16 protein-coding genes are annotated in these 15549 nt (G+C 74.8%); 8 read left to right on the forward strand and 8 right to left on the reverse strand.

The genetic code is table 11. The features are described from left to right. Positions 1–143 precede the first annotated feature (143 nt). A complete protein-coding gene (locus AC6CH9_RS15880; RefSeq protein WP_498155763.1) occupies positions 144–605 on the forward strand; it encodes an Lrp/AsnC family transcriptional regulator in 462 nt (153 codons plus the stop codon). Positions 606–642: 37 nt separating this feature from the next. On the opposite strand, the gene AC6CH9_RS15885 is transcribed toward AC6CH9_RS15880, so the two are convergent. Continuing rightward, positions 643–2205, reverse strand: a complete 1563-nt coding sequence (locus AC6CH9_RS15885) for a class I adenylate-forming enzyme family protein (protein WP_498155764.1) — start codon at positions 2203–2205, stop codon at positions 643–645. Positions 2206–2355: 150 nt separating this feature from the next. Here AC6CH9_RS15885 and AC6CH9_RS15890 point away from each other — a divergent pair, with 150 nt between their 5' ends. From AC6CH9_RS15890 to AC6CH9_RS15905, 4 genes are all read left to right on the forward strand, one after another. Then, the gene (locus tag AC6CH9_RS15890) at positions 2356–3030 is read left to right on the forward strand and encodes a TetR/AcrR family transcriptional regulator (RefSeq protein WP_498155765.1); all 675 of its coding nucleotides are present in this window, start codon (positions 2356–2358) and stop codon (positions 3028–3030) included. 89 nt (positions 3031–3119) lie between these two features. Continuing rightward, entirely contained in the window at positions 3120–4871 is a 1752-nt protein-coding gene (locus AC6CH9_RS15895) for an acyl-CoA dehydrogenase family protein (protein WP_498155766.1), read from the forward strand. Positions 4872–4940: 69 nt separating this feature from the next. Further along, on the forward strand, positions 4941–5414 hold the full coding sequence (locus tag AC6CH9_RS15900; protein ID WP_498155767.1) for a GNAT family N-acetyltransferase: 474 nt from the start codon (positions 4941–4943) through the stop codon (positions 5412–5414). Positions 5415–5459: 45 nt separating this feature from the next. Continuing rightward, positions 5460–6035, forward strand: coding sequence for a DUF4240 domain-containing protein (locus AC6CH9_RS15905; protein WP_498155768.1), 576 nt, complete (start codon positions 5460–5462; stop codon positions 6033–6035). 49 nt (positions 6036–6084) lie between these two features. Here AC6CH9_RS15905 and AC6CH9_RS15910 read toward each other — a convergent pair whose 3' ends face one another. Continuing rightward, positions 6085–7473 carry an FAD-binding oxidoreductase gene (locus AC6CH9_RS15910; RefSeq protein ID WP_498155769.1) on the reverse strand — a complete coding sequence of 463 codons (1389 nt, stop codon included), beginning with the start codon at positions 7471–7473 and terminating at the stop codon, positions 6085–6087. A 115-nt stretch (positions 7474–7588) separates the two neighbouring features. Beyond that, entirely contained in the window at positions 7589–8386 is a 798-nt protein-coding gene (locus AC6CH9_RS15915; RefSeq protein ID WP_498155770.1) for an alpha/beta hydrolase, read from the reverse strand. 175 nt (positions 8387–8561) lie between these two features. Between AC6CH9_RS15915 and AC6CH9_RS15920 the strand changes: the two genes are divergently transcribed. Further along, the gene (locus AC6CH9_RS15920) at positions 8562–9623 is read left to right on the forward strand and encodes an iron-siderophore ABC transporter substrate-binding protein (protein ID WP_498155771.1); all 1062 of its coding nucleotides are present in this window, start codon (positions 8562–8564) and stop codon (positions 9621–9623) included. Between the two features lie 43 nt (positions 9624–9666). Here the strand turns inward: AC6CH9_RS15920 and AC6CH9_RS15925 are convergent, their stop codons facing one another. Then, positions 9667–10683 (reverse strand): 5'-3' exonuclease, encoded by a 1017-nt coding sequence (locus tag AC6CH9_RS15925; RefSeq protein WP_498155772.1) that lies wholly within the window; start codon positions 10681–10683, stop codon positions 9667–9669. Positions 10684–10805: 122 nt separating this feature from the next. Here AC6CH9_RS15925 and AC6CH9_RS15930 point away from each other — a divergent pair, with 122 nt between their 5' ends. Next, entirely contained in the window at positions 10806–11096 is a 291-nt protein-coding gene (locus tag AC6CH9_RS15930; RefSeq protein ID WP_498155773.1) for a hypothetical protein, read from the forward strand. 12 nt (positions 11097–11108) lie between these two features. Here AC6CH9_RS15930 and AC6CH9_RS15935 read toward each other — a convergent pair whose 3' ends face one another. Next, a complete protein-coding gene (locus AC6CH9_RS15935; protein ID WP_498155774.1) occupies positions 11109–11975 on the reverse strand; it encodes a CPBP family intramembrane glutamic endopeptidase in 867 nt (288 codons plus the stop codon). Between the two features lie 115 nt (positions 11976–12090). Next, complete coding sequence (locus tag AC6CH9_RS15940) at positions 12091–12453, reverse strand: ArsR/SmtB family transcription factor (protein WP_498155775.1); 363 nt, start codon at positions 12451–12453, stop codon at positions 12091–12093. Positions 12454–12537: 84 nt separating this feature from the next. Between AC6CH9_RS15940 and AC6CH9_RS15945 the strand changes: the two genes are divergently transcribed. Further along, a complete protein-coding gene (locus AC6CH9_RS15945; protein ID WP_498155776.1) occupies positions 12538–13956 on the forward strand; it encodes an FAD-dependent oxidoreductase in 1419 nt (472 codons plus the stop codon). Positions 13957–14005: 49 nt separating this feature from the next. Here AC6CH9_RS15945 and AC6CH9_RS15950 read toward each other — a convergent pair whose 3' ends face one another. Further along, positions 14006–14422, reverse strand: a complete 417-nt coding sequence (locus AC6CH9_RS15950; RefSeq protein ID WP_498155863.1) for an arsenate reductase ArsC — start codon at positions 14420–14422, stop codon at positions 14006–14008. 43 nt (positions 14423–14465) lie between these two features. Further along, positions 14466–15482: a metalloregulator ArsR/SmtB family transcription factor gene (locus AC6CH9_RS15955; protein WP_498155777.1), complete on the reverse strand. Its 1017-nt coding sequence runs from the start codon at positions 15480–15482 to the stop codon at positions 14466–14468. Positions 15483–15549 lie beyond the last annotated feature (67 nt).

A 15549-nucleotide genomic window follows, 5' to 3' on the forward strand; every position in this document is an offset into this window, starting at 1 on the left:
CGTGGCTGGTGTGCGACGGGATGGTGTCGCAACGACTCCAGCGTGGTGGATCCTTCGGTGTGCGGCAAGATGTGCCGAAGGATCGTCGTGACGCCCCGCGGCGACCGACCCGACCTTCGTCGAACCACCTCAGGAGGCTCCCCGTGCCGAAGGATCTTCGACCCGCCGTCCTGGACCACGTGGACCGCCGCATCCTCGACGTCCTCGCGACCGACGCGCGGGCGACGAACGCGGCGATCGCGGCCCGCGTCGGCATCGCCGCGTCGACGTGCCACGCGCGCGTGCGCGCCCTCGTGGACCGCGGCGTGATCCGCGGCTTCCGGGCCGACGTCGACCCGGCCGCGCTCGGCCGCGGGCTCGAGGCGCTCATCGCGATCCGGCTCCAGGCGGGCGCGCGCAAGGGCCTCGAGGCGTTCCGCGACTACCTGCTCACGCTGCCCGACGTCGAGGGCGTCTTCTTCGTCACCGGCGACCGTGACTTCCTCCTGCACGTCGCCGTCGCCGACTCCGACGCCCTGCGCGACCTGGTGTCCAAGACGCTCAGCGTCCGGCCCGAGGTCGCGGGGACCAGCACGACCGTGATCTTCGAGCACGCGCGTCCCTGACCCCGGCGGCACGGTCGGGGTCAGGGACGGCGACGGGTCAGACGGCGGCGTCCTCGCGGACCTGTGAGCGCAGCACGTGCTTGGTGAGCTTGCCCGAGGGGTTGCGGGGCAGCTCGGTGACGAGCACGACGTCGCGCGGCACCTTGTAGCGCGCGAGCCGGTCGGCGAGGAACGCGCGCAGCGAGTCGAGCGAGGGCTCGGCGCCCGGGGCCGGGACGACGAACGCGACGACGGTCTCGCCCCAGTCGGCGTGCGGGCGCCCGACGACGGCGACGTCCGCGACCTCGGGCGACCCGCGCAGCGCCTCCTCGACCTCCTGCGAGTACACGTTCTCGCCGCCGGTGATGATGACGTCCTTGAGCCGGTCGACGATGAAGAGGTACCCGTCCTCGTCGACGTGCACGACGTCGCCCGTCCGGTACCAGTCGCCGACGAGGACGGCGGCGGTCGCCTCGGGGTCGTCGAGGTAGCCGACCATGCGGGTGTCCGACCGCAGCCAGACCTCGCCCGTGCCGCCCGGCCCGACGTCGTTCCCGTCGAGGTCGACGACCCGCACGTCGACGCCCGGCATGCCCGCGTGGCCGATCGAGCCCGCCTTGCGCTCCTGGTCGGCCGGACCGAGCGCCGTGCCGACCGGACCCATCTCGCTCATGCCGTAGACCTGGTGCAGCTCGCCCGGGTAGGCGGCGCGGATCGCCCGGACGGTGTCCGCGCCGACGGGCGCGCCGCCCGCGAGCCAGAGCCGCGCGCTCGACAGGTCGAACGCCGACAGGTCGATCCCCTGCGCGGCCGCGACCTGGAGCGGCGCGACGTACGCGATGGGCGCGCCGAAGAACGCGGTCGTGCGCTCGGCCGCGACCGTCCGCAGCATCTCGATCGGGTGGTACTCGCGCAGCAGCACGGTCGTCCCGCCGAGGAACACCATCGACAGGAACCAGTTGTTGAGCGGCGACGCGTGCCAGATCGGCATCGCGAGCAGGAAGCGGTCGTCCGCGCGCAGCCCGACGGCGGCCGTCGTGTACGCCGCGACCGAGCTCAGTCCGCGGTGGGTGTGCTCGCAGCCCTTCGGGGCCGCGGTCGTGCCGGACGTGTAGAGCACCTGGGCGATCACGTCCTGGTCGGGCGGGACGCCGTCCCACGGCGCGGCGGCCACGACGAGCGCGTCGAAGTCGTCGTGCCCTGGCGTCCCCTCCGCGCCTGCCGCGTCCTGACCGACGGCGTCCGTCTCCGTCCACAGCCAGCGCACCGCGGGCGCGGCTGCGGTCACGACCGGGGCCAGGCTCGCGTCCGCGACGCCCAGCACCGCGCCGCTGTGCGCGACGAGCCGCGCGACCTCCGGCGCCTGGAGCTTGTGGTTGACGGGGACGAGCACGGCGCCCGCGCGCCACAGGCCGAACGCCGCGACGACGAAGCCGGGGGTGTTGAACGTCATCACGGTGACGCGGTCGCCGGGGCGCACCCCGGCGTCGCGGAACACCGCGGCGGCGCGGCGTGCGGCGTCGTCCAGCTCGGCGTAGGTGAGCCGGCGCTCGCCCAGCACGAGCGCCTCCTTGGCGGGGACCTTGCGTGCCGTGCTCTCCAGCATGCTGCCCAGGTGCATGTCGTCCTCCTCGACGTCCTGCCCGGCGTCGCCCTCGACGCCGTCTCGGCGGCCCGGCCGGAGCCGGTACCGTGATGAATTGAACCATGGTTCAATTCTTGGTGGGAAGCCGCGACGGGGCGGCGCACCCTCGACGACGACGGAGGAACCGTGCCCTACCGCGAGACGCCCGCCACGCGGGCCGCCCGCGAGCGCAAGCGTGCGGCGCTGCTCGACGCGGCGCGCACGATCGTCGCCGCGCACGGGTTCGCCGGGGCGAGCGTCCAGGCGCTCGCCGCGCGCGCCGGGGTGAGCACGGGCGGCGTCTACTCGTACTTCCCCACCAAGGCCGACCTGCTCGTGGCCGTGTTCCGGCAGGCGGCGGACGTCGAGCTCGACGCCGTGCGCGCCGCCGCCGCAACCCGCCCGGACGACCCCCCGGGCGACCGGACCGCCGCGCGCCTCCGCCGCGCCGTCGACACCTTCGCGCGGCGCGCGCTGCGCGGCCCGACGCTCGCGTGGGCGCTGCTGCTCGAGCCGGTCGACCCGGCCGTGGACGCCGCGCGCCTGGAGTACCGGCGCGCGTACGCGGAGACGTTCGCGGACGTCGTGCGCGCCGGCGTCGACGCCGGGGAGATCCCCGACCAGGACGTGGCGGTCGTCGCGACCGCCCTCGTCGGCGCGATCGGCGAGTCGCTCACCGGTCCGCTCTCCCCGCTCGCGGGTGGCCCGACCGGCCCCGACGGCGCGGTCGCGCCCGCGGCGCGGGACGCCGTCGTCGCGACGATCCTGCGCTTCTGCCTGGGCGCCGTCGGCGCCCAGGCCGCCGCGCACGAGTCGACCTGACCGCGCCCTGGCCGACCTGAGCACCGGACCAGTCCGCACCACCGCCGCAGCGCGGCCCCGAACCACCCGCAGAGCCGCAGGAGGACACCGTGACCCCCACCGACACCACCACGACACCCGCCTCGGGCACTGCCTCGAACCCGGCCGCGACGGCGGCGCACCCGGCGCCGCACGTCACCCACCGGGTGACGAACCAGCCGCCCGAGCGCGAGGGCGTCAACGAGTACCTCGACCACCCCGTGCTGCGCGAGGCCGTGCACGCCTACGGCGGCGCGTGGGGCGAGGACCGGCTCGTCGAGGTCGGCGCGCTCGTCGGCTCGGGGGACTTCCAGCGCGCGGCCGAGCTCGCGAACGTCCACGAGCCCGTGCTGCGCACGCACGACCGGCGCGGGAACCGCGTCGACGAGGTCGAGTACCACCCGGCGTACCACGAGGTGATCGGGGCGGCCGTCGCGCACGGCGCGCACACGAGCGCGTGGGCGGAGCCCGGGCCGGGCGCGAACGTCGTGCGGGGCGCGGCGTTCTCGCTGTTCGCGCAGGTCGAGCCGGGTCACGCGTGCCCGGTCTCCATGACGCACGCGGCGGTGCCGTCCCTGCGCCACGCGCCGGGGCTCGCCGCGGTCTGGGAGCCGCGCCTGCTGTCCCGCGGGTACGACGGCGCCCTCGCGGCGCCGGCGAGCAAGCCCGGCGCGCTCGTCGGCATGGCGATGACGGAGAAGCAGGGCGGCTCGGACGTGCGGGCGAACGCGACGACGGCCGTGCCCGCCGGAGCGGACGGCGCGTACCTGCTGACCGGGCACAAGTGGTTCTGCTCGGCGCCGATGTCGGACGCGTTCCTCGTGCTCGCGCAGGTCCCGGGCGCCGCGGGCGAGGGGGCGCCGTCGTGCTTCCTCGTGCCGCGCGTGCTGGAGGACGGCACGCGCAACGTGTTCCGCATCCAGCGGCTCAAGGAGAAGCTGGGCAACCGGTCGAACGCGTCGTCGGAGATCGAGCTCGACGGCACGGTCGGGTTCCTCGTCGGGGAGCCGGGGCGCGGCGTGCGGACGATCATCGAGATGGTGTCGCGCACCCGGCTCGACTGCGTGCACGGGTCTGCCGCGGGGATGCGGCAGGCCGTGACCGACGCCCTGTGGCACGCGCGGCACCGCAGCGCGTTCGGCGCGGCGCTCGTCGACCAGCCCGCGATGACCGCGGTGCTCGCCGACCTCGCGCTCGAGTCCGAGGCGGCGACCCTCACGTCGGTGCGCCTCGCCGCCGCGCACGACGGCGAGTCCGAGCACGACCGCGCGTTCCGTCGCCTCGCGACGGCCGTGAGCAAGTACTGGGTGTGCAAGCGCGGGCCGCACCACGCGTACGAGGCGATGGAGTGCCTCGGCGGCAACGGGTACACCGAGGCGTTCCCCCTCGCGCGCCGCTACCGCGAGCAGCCCGTCATGGCGATCTGGGAGGGCTCGGGCAACGTCATCGCGCTCGACGTGCTGCGCGCCATGGGCCGCGAGCCGGAGTCGGTCGCCGCGTTCGAGGCCGAGCTGGGCACGACGGCCGGCGCGCACCCCGTCCTCGACGCGCACGTCGCGCGCACGCGTCGTCTGCTCGCGGAGGTCGCGGGGGCCGACGCCGGGGCGCAGCAGGCGCAGGCCCGCCGGGTCGTGGAGTCGCTCGCGCTCGCGCTCCAGGCGTCGCTCGTGGTGCGGCACGCGCCGTCGGCCACGGCGGACGCGTTCGTCGCCGCCCGTCTCGGCGAGGACCGTGGCCACGGCTACGGCGTCCTGCCGCGGGGGACCGACGCGCACGCGATCCTGGCCCGGCACGCGGGCCAGGACGTGACCCCGCACGCGTGACCGGCCGTCTCGTCCGCGCGCCGGTCATGCGTTCGGCGCCGCGTGGGACCCCCGGCGTACGGTCCCCGCATGGACGTGCGACTTCGCGACCTCGCGGACGGTGACCTGGACCGGCTCTTCGGGTGGGAGCGCGACCCCGCGGCCGTCGCGCTGGCGGCGTTCACGCGGGCGGACCCGTCCGACCGCGCGGCGTTCGACCGCCACTATGAGCGCATCCGCGCCGACCCGACGTGCACGGTGCTCGCCGTCGAGCACGCCGGGTCGTTCGTCGGGACGATCGGGAGCTTCACCATGGACGGGGAGCGGGAGGTGACCTACTGGGTCGACCCGTCGCTCTGGGGTCGGGGGGTCGCGTCGTCCGCCCTCGCGACGTTCCTGACGGTCGAGCGCGAACGACCGCTGCGGGCGCGCGTCGCCGTCCACAACGTCGGCTCCGCCACGGTGCTGGTTCGCGCCGGATTCGTGGAGGAGGGTCGCGAGACGTCCTACGCCCCCGGCGTGGGATCCGACGTCGTCGAGCTGGTCTACCGCCTGGACTCGTGACCGCCGAACGCGCTCCTGTGGGTGCCGGGCCGTAGCGTCCCAGCAATGGATCGAGAGACCTTCTGGGAGATCGTCGACGCCGCGCGTGACCGGGCGGGCGCGGGTGCGGACGACCGCGGCGCCGAGGACGACCCGCTGCCCGGCGTCCTGACCGACCTGCTCGTCGAGCGGCTGAGCCCGGACGAGATCCTCGCGTTCGCCGACGTCGCCGGTGCCGTGGCGCGCGACGCCTACGCGTGGCCGGTGTGGGGAGCGGCGTACCTCGTCGAGGGCGGGTGCAGCGACGACGGCTTCATGGACTTCCGCGACGGGCTCGTCTTCGCGGGTCGTGCGACGTTCGAGCGAGCGGTCGCCGACCCGGACTCCCTCGCCGACCACCCCGTCGTCGCGGCGATGGCCGACGGCGGGTCGCCCTGGTTGGGGTTCGAGTCGCTGGACTCGCTCGTCGGCGGGGCCTGGTCGCGTGCGACGGGCGAGGACGACGAGGCGTACTACGCGGCCCGGGAGCGGACGTCGTCGGGCCGCGCCCTCGCCGAGCCCGCCGGCGAGCAGTGGGACTTCGACGACGACGAGGAGAACGCGCGCCGTCTTCCGCGGCTCACCGCCCTCTTCGCCGTGTGACCGGGACGGACCGGGGCGCCTCCCCCGGGCGGCGGGGGAGGCGGCGAGGTCAGACCCGCCAGGCGAAGAGGCCCGTCGGGTCGTAGGCCGACCGGACGGACGCGAGCCGCGCCGCCGTCTCGGGCGACCAGGCCCGCGCGAGCGTCTCGTCCGTCCACGGGCCGGGAAGGAAGTTGATGTTCGTCTCCGTCGCGGCCCACGGCTGCGACCACTGCGCGAACGTGGCTGCCGTCTCGATCATGTCCGGCACGCGCGGCGGGTTCACCCCGACCAGGCTGAACAGGAACCCGGCCGTCCGCCCGCCCGCGGCGGACCCGCCGTCGACGTCGCGGGCACCGGCCGCGCCGACGTGCCGCAGCTCTGCCGCGACGAACGGGGACCCGCTGCCCGGGCCGAGCTCGGCCAGGAACCGGTCGAGGAACGCCCCGTCCACCTCGCGCAGGCCCGCGCCGTAGACCCAGGACGGGCCGGCGTCCTCGGGGTCGTTGTGGATCGTCGCGACGGCGGTCGTCGGGATCTCCCCGACCGCGTCGGCCAGGACCGGGGCGAGCGCCCGCAACGGCGCGGCCAGGCGCTCGCCCTCCGCGGCGTCGCCCGGGTAGGCGAAGCGCAGGGTGAGCACGGTGCGACCACGCAGGTGCTCCGGGACGAACGGCAGGTCCGGGAGGGCGAGCACGACGGCCGACGTCGTGACGTCGTCGGGCGCGGTCGCGGTCCAGGCGACCCAGCCGCGCAGCACGTCCTCGATGTGCGGTGCGTCGAACGTGAGCGACCCTGCGTACAGGGTGCGCAGCGGCGCGAGCTCGACGTCGACCCGCGTCACCACGCCGAGGCCGCCCTTGCCGCCGCGCAGCGCCCAGAACAGGTCCGGCTCGGAGTCCGCGCTCGCCTCGACGACCGAGCCGTCGGCCAGCACCACCCGGAAGCCCCGGACCCAGTCCGTCGTGAGCCCGTGGCTGCGCGTGAGCGGGCCGAAGCCACCCCCGAGCGTGTACCCCACGACGCCGACGCCCGTGGAGGACCCGGTGACGGGGAGCAGGCCGTGCTCCGCCGCCGCCTCGACCACGGACTTCCAGCGCGTGCCCGCGCCGATGCGGGCGACTCGTGTCCCCGGGTCGATCTCGACGCCGGCGAGGTCGCCCGTGCCGAGGACCAGGCCGTCCGTGACGGGCGAGGCCGCGCCGTGGCCCGTCGCGTGGGCCCGCACCCGCAGCCCGTGGTGGGACGCGAACCGGACCGCCTCCACGACGTCGGACTCGGTCGCGGCGAGCACCGCGAGGTCGGGGTCGTGCACGACGAGCGTGCTGTGGGCGGCCACGGCCTCCGCGGCGGTGGGGCCGCCGTCGGGCAGGTCGCCGCGGGCGAGGACGCGACCCGTGACGCGGTCGCGCAGCGCGGCGACGTCGGTGGGCGGCAGCGTGGTGGCAGAGGTGGTCATGGTGTGGTCCCCTTCGTCGCGGTGTGCGCGTCTCGACGCTAGGTGCGGTCACCCGCACGACGACGCGCGGGCACGGTGTGTGACACGAGCCCCGACGGGTAGGGAGGGAGCCGGGTCAGGTTCGTGGCGTCCCCGGCAGCGGCAGCCAGTCGAGGACGTCCTGGATCGTGCGGTCCCAGAAGCCCCACTCGTGCGTCCCGGGTGAGAACTCCGACCGCAGCGCGACGCCCGACTCACCGGCGACCCGCTCGAACGCGCGGTTGCCGTCGACGAGGAAGTCCTCCGTCCCGCACGCGAGATACAGGTCCGGCAGGTCCGCGGTGCGCCCCTCGGCGGCGGCCCGGCGCAGGAGCGCGAGCAGGTCGTCGTCCGAGCCCGTGATCTCGCGGTCGCCGAACACGCGCTCGATGTCCGGCAGCCGGCGCTCGCGGTACGACTCGTCGGCGAGGTCGAGGACCCCGGACAGGCTCGCCGCCGCCGCGAACCGCTCGGGGTGGCGCAGCGCCCACCGGAACGCGCCGTAGCCGCCCATCGACAGGCCCGCGACGAACGAGTCCTCGCGGCGCGACGACACCCGGAAGAACTGGCCGACCAGGCTCGGCAGCTCCTCCGACAGGAAGGTCCAGTACCGGTGCCCGTGCACCTCGTCGGCGTAGAAGCTGCGCTCGACGCGCGGCATGACGACGGCGAGCCCGCGGTCGGCGACGTACCGCTCGATCGACGTCCGCCGCGTCCAGATCGTCTCGTCGTCGCTCATGCCGTGCAGCAGGTAGAGCACCGGTGCGCCCTCGGTGCGCGCGCTCGCGGACCCGGTCATCCCGATCTGGGTCGTCGTGGCCTGCGGGAGCACGACGGTCATCGTCGTGCTCACCTCGAGCACGTCGGAGTAGAAGGAGCAGCGGACGAGTGCCACGGGTCGCCTCCCGGCGGGTCGGGGTGTGCCGGCGGGGGCGCCCGGCGGCGCCCTCAGTCTGCCCGCTGTGAGCCAATGCACGGGCCGCGCGCCCCTCATCGGTCAAGGATGAGGCTAGCCTTACCTTGCTCTGCCGCCGTGTCCCGGCGGCGCCACCGTTCCCCTGGGAGAGTCCATGCGTCGTCCGACGTCCTCCACCTCGCGCCGCGCCGCCGCGGTGGCCACCCTCGCGCTCGGCGCGCTCGCGCTCGCCGGCTGCTCCGCCGGGGCCGACGACGGCGCTGCTGCCGACGACGCGTCCAAGGCATCGACCGCCGGCGGCGCCTTCCCCGTGACGATCGAGAGCGCCCTGGGCGATGCCGTCATCCCCGAGCAGCCCGAGCGGGTGGTGACCTGGGGCTGGTCGACGCAGGACGCGGTTCTCGCGCTCGGGGTCGTCCCCGTCGCGATGCCGCGCAACGACTACGGCGGCGGCGAGGCGGGGATCCTCCCGTGGGACGAGGACGCGATCGAGGAGCTCGGCGGTGAGACGCCGACCCTGCTGTCCGGCTCGGACACGGGCGAGGTCCCGTTCGAGGAGATCGCCGCCGCGCAGCCCGACGTGATCCTCGCGCCCTACTCCGGCATCACGCAGGAGGAGTTCGACCGGCTGTCCGAGGTCGCGCCCGTCGTCGCGTACCCGGACCAGCCGTGGGCGCTGCCGTGGCAGGACCAGCTCGAGATCGTCGGGACGGCCCTCGGCAAGAGCGACGAGGCGGCGGCGCTCCAGGCCGAGACCGACGAGTACGTCTCGTCGCTCGTCGACGAGCACCCGGAGCTCGACGGCACCACGTTCGTCTACGCGGCCGCCAACACCCCGGGCACGCTCAACATCTTCCGGGCGGACGACCCGCGCGTCGACCTGCTCGAGGACATGGGCATGACGCTCAGCCCGAGCGTCGCCGAGCTCGACGCGTCGCCCGACGACGGCACGTACTTCTACGGGCTCAGCGAGGAGCGCCTCGGCGAGATCGACACCGACGTGCTCGTCATGTACTTCGGCAGCCAGGAGGAGGTCGACGCGTTCACGGCGCTGCCGTCCGTCGGTGCGATGGAGTCGGTGCAGGAGGGCCGGTTCGCCCCGATCGTCGGCGAGTCGTTCGTCATGGCGAGCAGCGCCCCGACCGTGCTCTCCATCCCGTGGATGCTCGACCAGTACGTCCCCCAGCTCGCCGAGGCGGCCGCCGCGTCGAAGTGACCAGTGCGGCCGCGTCGTGCGCGACGCGGCCGCGACGGCAGCCTCAGCCGCCCAGGACGTCCAGCAGGCGCCGGACCGACGTCCCGAGGCCCCAGCGCTCGGTGAGCTCAGCGAGCGCGTCAGGGTCCGCGGGGGCGGTGGGGAGCGCGTCGTGGAGCTCCCCGACGGGTGCGTCGGGGGCGACGCGCACCACGAGCGGGGCGACCTCCAGGTAGGGAGCCGCCTCGGTGAGCCGACGGCGCTGCGTCGCTGTCAGCCCGGGGTCGCCCGCCTCGCGAGCGGCGAGCACGCCCGCGAGGTCGCCGAACTTCGCGAGCAGCGCGACCGCCGTCTTCTCCCCGATGCCGGGCACGCCCGGCAGGCCGTCGCTCGGGTCGCCGCGCAGCACCGCCATGTCCGCGTACGCCGCGCCGGTCGAGACGCCGTACCGCTCGGCGAGGCGTGCTTGGTCGACGACGTCGAGGTTCTTCACGCCCTTGGTCGGGTAGAGGATGCGTACGCCCGCGGCGTCGTCGACGAGCTGGAACAGGTCGCGGTCGCCGGTGACGACCTCGACGGCGGCCCGGCCCGACGGGTCCGGCGCCGCCCTCTCGGCCGTGCGCCGCGCGACCTCCCGCGCGGTGAGCGTGCCGATGACGTCGTCGGCCTCGTAGCCCGCAGCGCCGACGCGCGCGATGCCCAGCGCCGCGAGCACGTCGACGATCACGGGGACCTGGGCGACCAGCTTCTCCGGGACCTCCTCGACCCCCGTGGTCCCGGGGACCTTCTCGGCCACCCGGTGGGCCTTGTACGTCGGGATCGCCTCGACGCGGAACGCCGGGCGCCAGTCGACGTCCCAGCACGCGACGAGGCGCGACGGACGACGGTCCGCGACGAGCGTCGCGATCATGTCGAGCAGGCCGCGCACCGCGTTGACCGGGGTGCCGTCCGGGGCCTTGATCGAGTCGGGCACACCGAAGAACGCGCGGAAGTACAGGCTCGCGGTGTCGAGCAGCATGAGCTCGCCGCCCGCCGTCGTGGAGGTGCTCGAGGGGGCGCCGTCGTCCGTGCTCTGCGTCATGCCGCCATCCTGCCGCACGGCCCCGACACGGTCCCGTCGTCGCGCCGCACGCGCCTGCCCTCGCCGTCGGGCTGCGCGCGCGGTTCACTGGTGCCGTCGACTGCTGCACGGAGGTGAGCGTCATGTCCACGACGACGCGACGAGGAGCCGCCGCGGTCCTTGCCGTCGCGGTGATCCTGCTCCTGGGTGCCTGCGCCGCCGGGCCGAACGTCGCCGCGAACCCCGGCGGCTACGGGTTCTGGTGGGGACTGTGGCAGGGGATGATCCTGCCGATCACGTTCATCGTGTCGCTCTTCACGGACACCGTGAGCATCTACGAGGTCGACAACAACGGGAACTGGTACGACGTCGGGTTCATGCTCGGCATCGCGCTGTTCTCGGGCCCCGTGATCGCGCTGCGCGGGCGTCGGTAGACGGCCGGAGCCTCAGCCCTGCGTCGGTGCCGTCGTCTTCCCGGCGCGGCCCGAGACGAGGAAGACCGCCAGGATCGCGACGGCGATGAAGAGGACGTTGAACGTCCCGGCGAAGGTGTTGAGCGCGTCGGACCCGGCGTTCGCGCCGTGCGTGTCGACGCCGCCGGTCGCGAGCATCGTCGTGGGGTCGGTCGCGGCGTGCAGGAGGATCGCGGGCACGATGCTGCCGGTGACGCGCATCGAGAGGTACATCATGGTGCCGAACCCGAACGCGTAGAGGACGGTGAAGGCGACGGTCCCGAGCTCCTGCCCGGAGACCAGGTTCGCGGAGTGCAGGAACCCGAAGAGGAGCGAGGAGAGCACCATCACGGCCTTCTCGCCGTACCCGGCGCGGCGGAGCATCGTGACCGCGACGCCGCGCGTCAGGACCTCCTCGGCGAACCCGATGCACAGGCCGAGCGCGAAGACGGTGAGGATCACCGTGACGTCGTACGACGACCAGTCCGTCGCGACGAGGTGCGGCACGACCGGCACGAGCACGAGGACGACCGCGACCCACATCCACGGGCGCCCCGCGACCGGCTGCGGGCCGAACACCTCGCGCCGCCAGCGCATCGTCGACAGGAAGGCGACGAGCAGCAGGCTCATGACGAGGATCGGCAGCAGCAGCCCGAAGAACACGGTGCCGGAGGAGTCGAGGAGCTCCTCGCCGCTGTCCGGGCCCAGCCCGGTGAGTCCCACGAGCTGTCCGAGCCCGAGGTACACCGCGATGTAGAGGACGGCGAAGAGGAACGCGCGCCACCAGCCGCCGCGGTCCCAGAAGCGCTGCCAGCCCGACCGTGGGGTGGCCTGCTCGATCGATCCCGTCACCTCGGTCATGGGTGCACCTCGTTCGTCGTCGCACGGCCGTCGGCGCCGGCCGATCGGTGCGAACGAGCGCGACCGACACGCCGAGCGTAGGGAGCGGGCGCGAGGTGCGCGCGGCGAACGCCCGTCAGTCGCCGGTCGTCGCGGTGAGCGAGGCTGCGAGCCGGGCGAGCGCGCCCGGGACGAGCGAGTAGTACGCCCAGCGGCCGCGCTGCTCGCGGGTGAGCAGCCCGGCGTCGACCAGGATCTTCAGGTGGTGGCTCACGGTCGGCTGGGAGAGGCCGACCGGCTCGGTGAGGTCGCACACGCACGCCTCGCTGCCGTCCTGCGCGGCGACGATCGCGAGGAGCTGGACCCGGGTGGGGTCCGCGAGGGCCTTGAAGGTGCGGGCGAGCTCGCGCGCGGTCTCGGGGTCGACGGCCTGGGTGACGGGGCCGCAGCAGCCGGCGCCGTCGCCGACCGGCGCGAGGGTCAGTTCGGTCGTCGTCATGCCTACCATCGTCGCATAGATTGACAACCTTCGATGCGTGTCCCACGATGCTCACATCGACAACCTTCAATGCGAGGAGTGGTGATGGTCGAGGTGGCGCGGGACGAGCTCCCGGTCGTGGTGATCGGGGCGGGTCCGGTGGGTCTGGCGGCGGCGGCGCACCTGCTGGAGCGGGGCCTCGAGCCCGTGGTGCTCGAGGCGGGCGAGGGGCCCGGTGCGGCCGTGGCGTCGTGGGGCCACGTGCGGTTGTTCTCGCCGTGGCGCTATGACGTCGACGCCGCGGCACGGCGCCTGCTGGAGCCGACGGGCTGGGCCGAGCCGGATCCGGACGCCCTGCCGACCGGTGGGGAGCTCGTGGGGCGGTACCTGGCGCCGCTGGCCGCGACGCCGCAGATCGCGCGGCGTCTGCGCACCGGCACGCGGGTGCTGGCCGTCGCTCGCGACGGGGCGGACAGGACGCGCTCCCTCGGCCGGGACCGCCGCGCCTACCGTGTGCGGACGGTCGGCGCCGACGGCGTGGTGCGCGACGTGCTGGCCCGCGCCGTGGTCGACGCGTCGGGCACGTTCTGGACGTCGAACCCCCTGGGGGCCTCGGGCCTGCCCGCCGTGGGCGAGGCGGAGTCCGCGGCGTTCCTGACCGGTCCGCTGCCGGACGTGCTCGGCGCCCAGCGCGACCGGTTCGCGGGTCGCGACACGCTCGTCGTCGGGATGGGGCACTCGGCGGCGAACACGCTCCTGAGCCTGGTCGAGCTGTCCGAGTCCGAGCCGGGCACCACGATCACGTGGGCGATCCGCGGCGGGTCCGCGCGGCGCCTGTTCGGCGGCGGCTCCGACGACGAGCTTCCCGCCCGCGGGCTGCTCGGCACGCGCCTGCGGGCCGCCGTGGAGGCGGGGCGCCTGACGCTGCTCACGCGCCTCTCGATCGAACGGCTCGTGCCCGGCGCCGGGACCGTCCAGGTGCTGGGGACCGCGCGGGACGGTGCCCTGAACCTCGAGGTGCACCAGATCGTCGACGCGACGGGCTTCCGGCCGGACCTGGACATGCTGCGCGAGGTGCGCCTCGACCTGGACCCGGTCGTGGAGGCGCCCCGGGCGCTGGCCCCGCTCATCGACCCGAACCAGCACTCCTGCGGCACCGTGCCCCCGCACGGGGAGCAGGTGCTCGCCCACCCGGACGACGGGTTCTACCTCGCCGGCATGAAGTCGTACGGGCGCGCGCCGACCTTCCTGCTCGCCACGGGCTACGAGCAGGTGCGTTCGATCGCCGCGGCGCTGGCGGGGGACCGGGCGGCGGCGGACGCGGTCGAGCTGAACCTGCCCGCAACCGGTGTCTGCTCGAGCGACCTGGCCCTGGAGGCCGACGGCGCGAGCGCGGGCGGGTCGTGCTGCGGCACCGCGCCGGCCGAGCCGCAGCTGGTCACCCTCGGGGTCGGGACACCCGGTGGTGTCGGGTTCGCGACCGGCGTCGTCCACGGGCGCTCGGGCGACGCGGACCAGGGCTGAACGCTCGGCCGCGCGTCGGGCCCGGTGGGGAGGGCGCGCGGCCGACGTCTCAGCCGCGCGGGAGAGCCACCGGGGCGACTCCGAGCTCGTCGAGGAGCGTCAGCACGCGGGTGCGGATCTGGTCGCGGATGGGGCGGACGGCGTCGATGCCCTGGCCGGCCGGGTCCTCCAGGGCCCAGTCCTCGTACCGCTTGCCGGGGAAGATCGGGCAGGCGTCGCCGCAGCCCATGGTGATGACGACGTCGGACGCCTGGACGGCCTCGGTCGTGAGGACCTTGGGCTGCTCGGCACGGAGGTCGATGCCCTCCTCGAGCATGGCCTCGACGGCGACGGGGTTGATCTGGTCCGCCGGGGCCGACCCGGCGGAGCGGACCTCGACGGCCCCGCCGGACAGGGCGCGCAGGTAGCCGGCGGCCATCTGGGAGCGGCCGGCGTTGTGGACGCAGACGAACAGGGCGGACGGCATCGTGGTGGCGTTCTCGGTCACGGTGGTCTCCAGGGCGGTGGGGTCAGGCGATGGTCGGGGTCAGGTCGGGCAGCAGGTCGGCCAGCAGGCGCCGCACCCGCTCGTCGAGGTCGTCGCGGATGGCGGCGACCCCGGCCGGGGAGGCCAGGGCAGGGTCGCCCACGAGCCAGTCCTCGTACCGCGTGCCGGGCAGCACGGGGCACACGTCACCGCAGCCCATCGTGACGACGACGTCCGCGGCGCGGACGGCGTCGTCGGTCAGCGGCTTGGGGAAGGCCTCGTCGGCGGTGATGCCGAGCGCGGTCAGGCTCTCGCGCACGCCGTCGTGGATGTCGGCCGCGGGCGCGGACCCCGCGGACCGGACGACGACCCGGTCGCCGGCGTGGTGGCGCAGCAGGGCGGCGGCGAGCTGGGAGCGTCCGGCGTTGGCGACGCAGACGAACAGCACCTGCGGTCGCGCGTCCGCGGGGCGGGTCAGGTCGCTCAGCCGCTGCCGGGCGAACCGACCCGTGAGCGGCACCAGGTGGGCCGAGACCTTCGCCGAGCGGGACAGGTCGGTGTACGACTCGCGGACCACGCGCTGCACGACGTCGAACCGCACGTCGGCGAAGGTCCCGGCCAGGTCCTCGGCCAGGTGGTCGAGGGCGGCGTCGACGTCGTCGAGCCCGGCGAGGACGGTCGCGCCGTGCCCCGCGCCGAGCGCCGCCGGGGCGAAGGAGTCCAGCAGCGTCGTGACCGCGGCCCGGTACCCGGGCGCGACGCGGTACCAGACCCAGGTGCCGCGTCGCTCGGACGTCAGCACGCCGACGTCGCGCAGCACTTTCAGGTGGTGCGAGACGGTCGGCTGCGAGACGTCCGTGAGCGAGGCGAGGTCGCACACGCACGCCTCGCCGGTCGCGGAGGTCGCGATGAAGGAGAGCATGCGCAGCCGCAGCGGCTCGGCGAGGGCCTTGAGCGTCGTGGCGACGGCGCCCGCGACCTCGGCCCCGATCGCGTGCGCCTCGACCTGCGGCGTGCAGTCGGCGTCCGTGACGGTGGTCGGCAGGGGAGCGGCAGTCATGACCTCACCTCGACGAGGCGCACCCGGACGGGGAACCCGACGGGCAGTCAAGGACACCCTGTATCGA

The sequence above is a fragment of the Cellulosimicrobium sp. GQ32 genome (assembly GCF_059758455.1).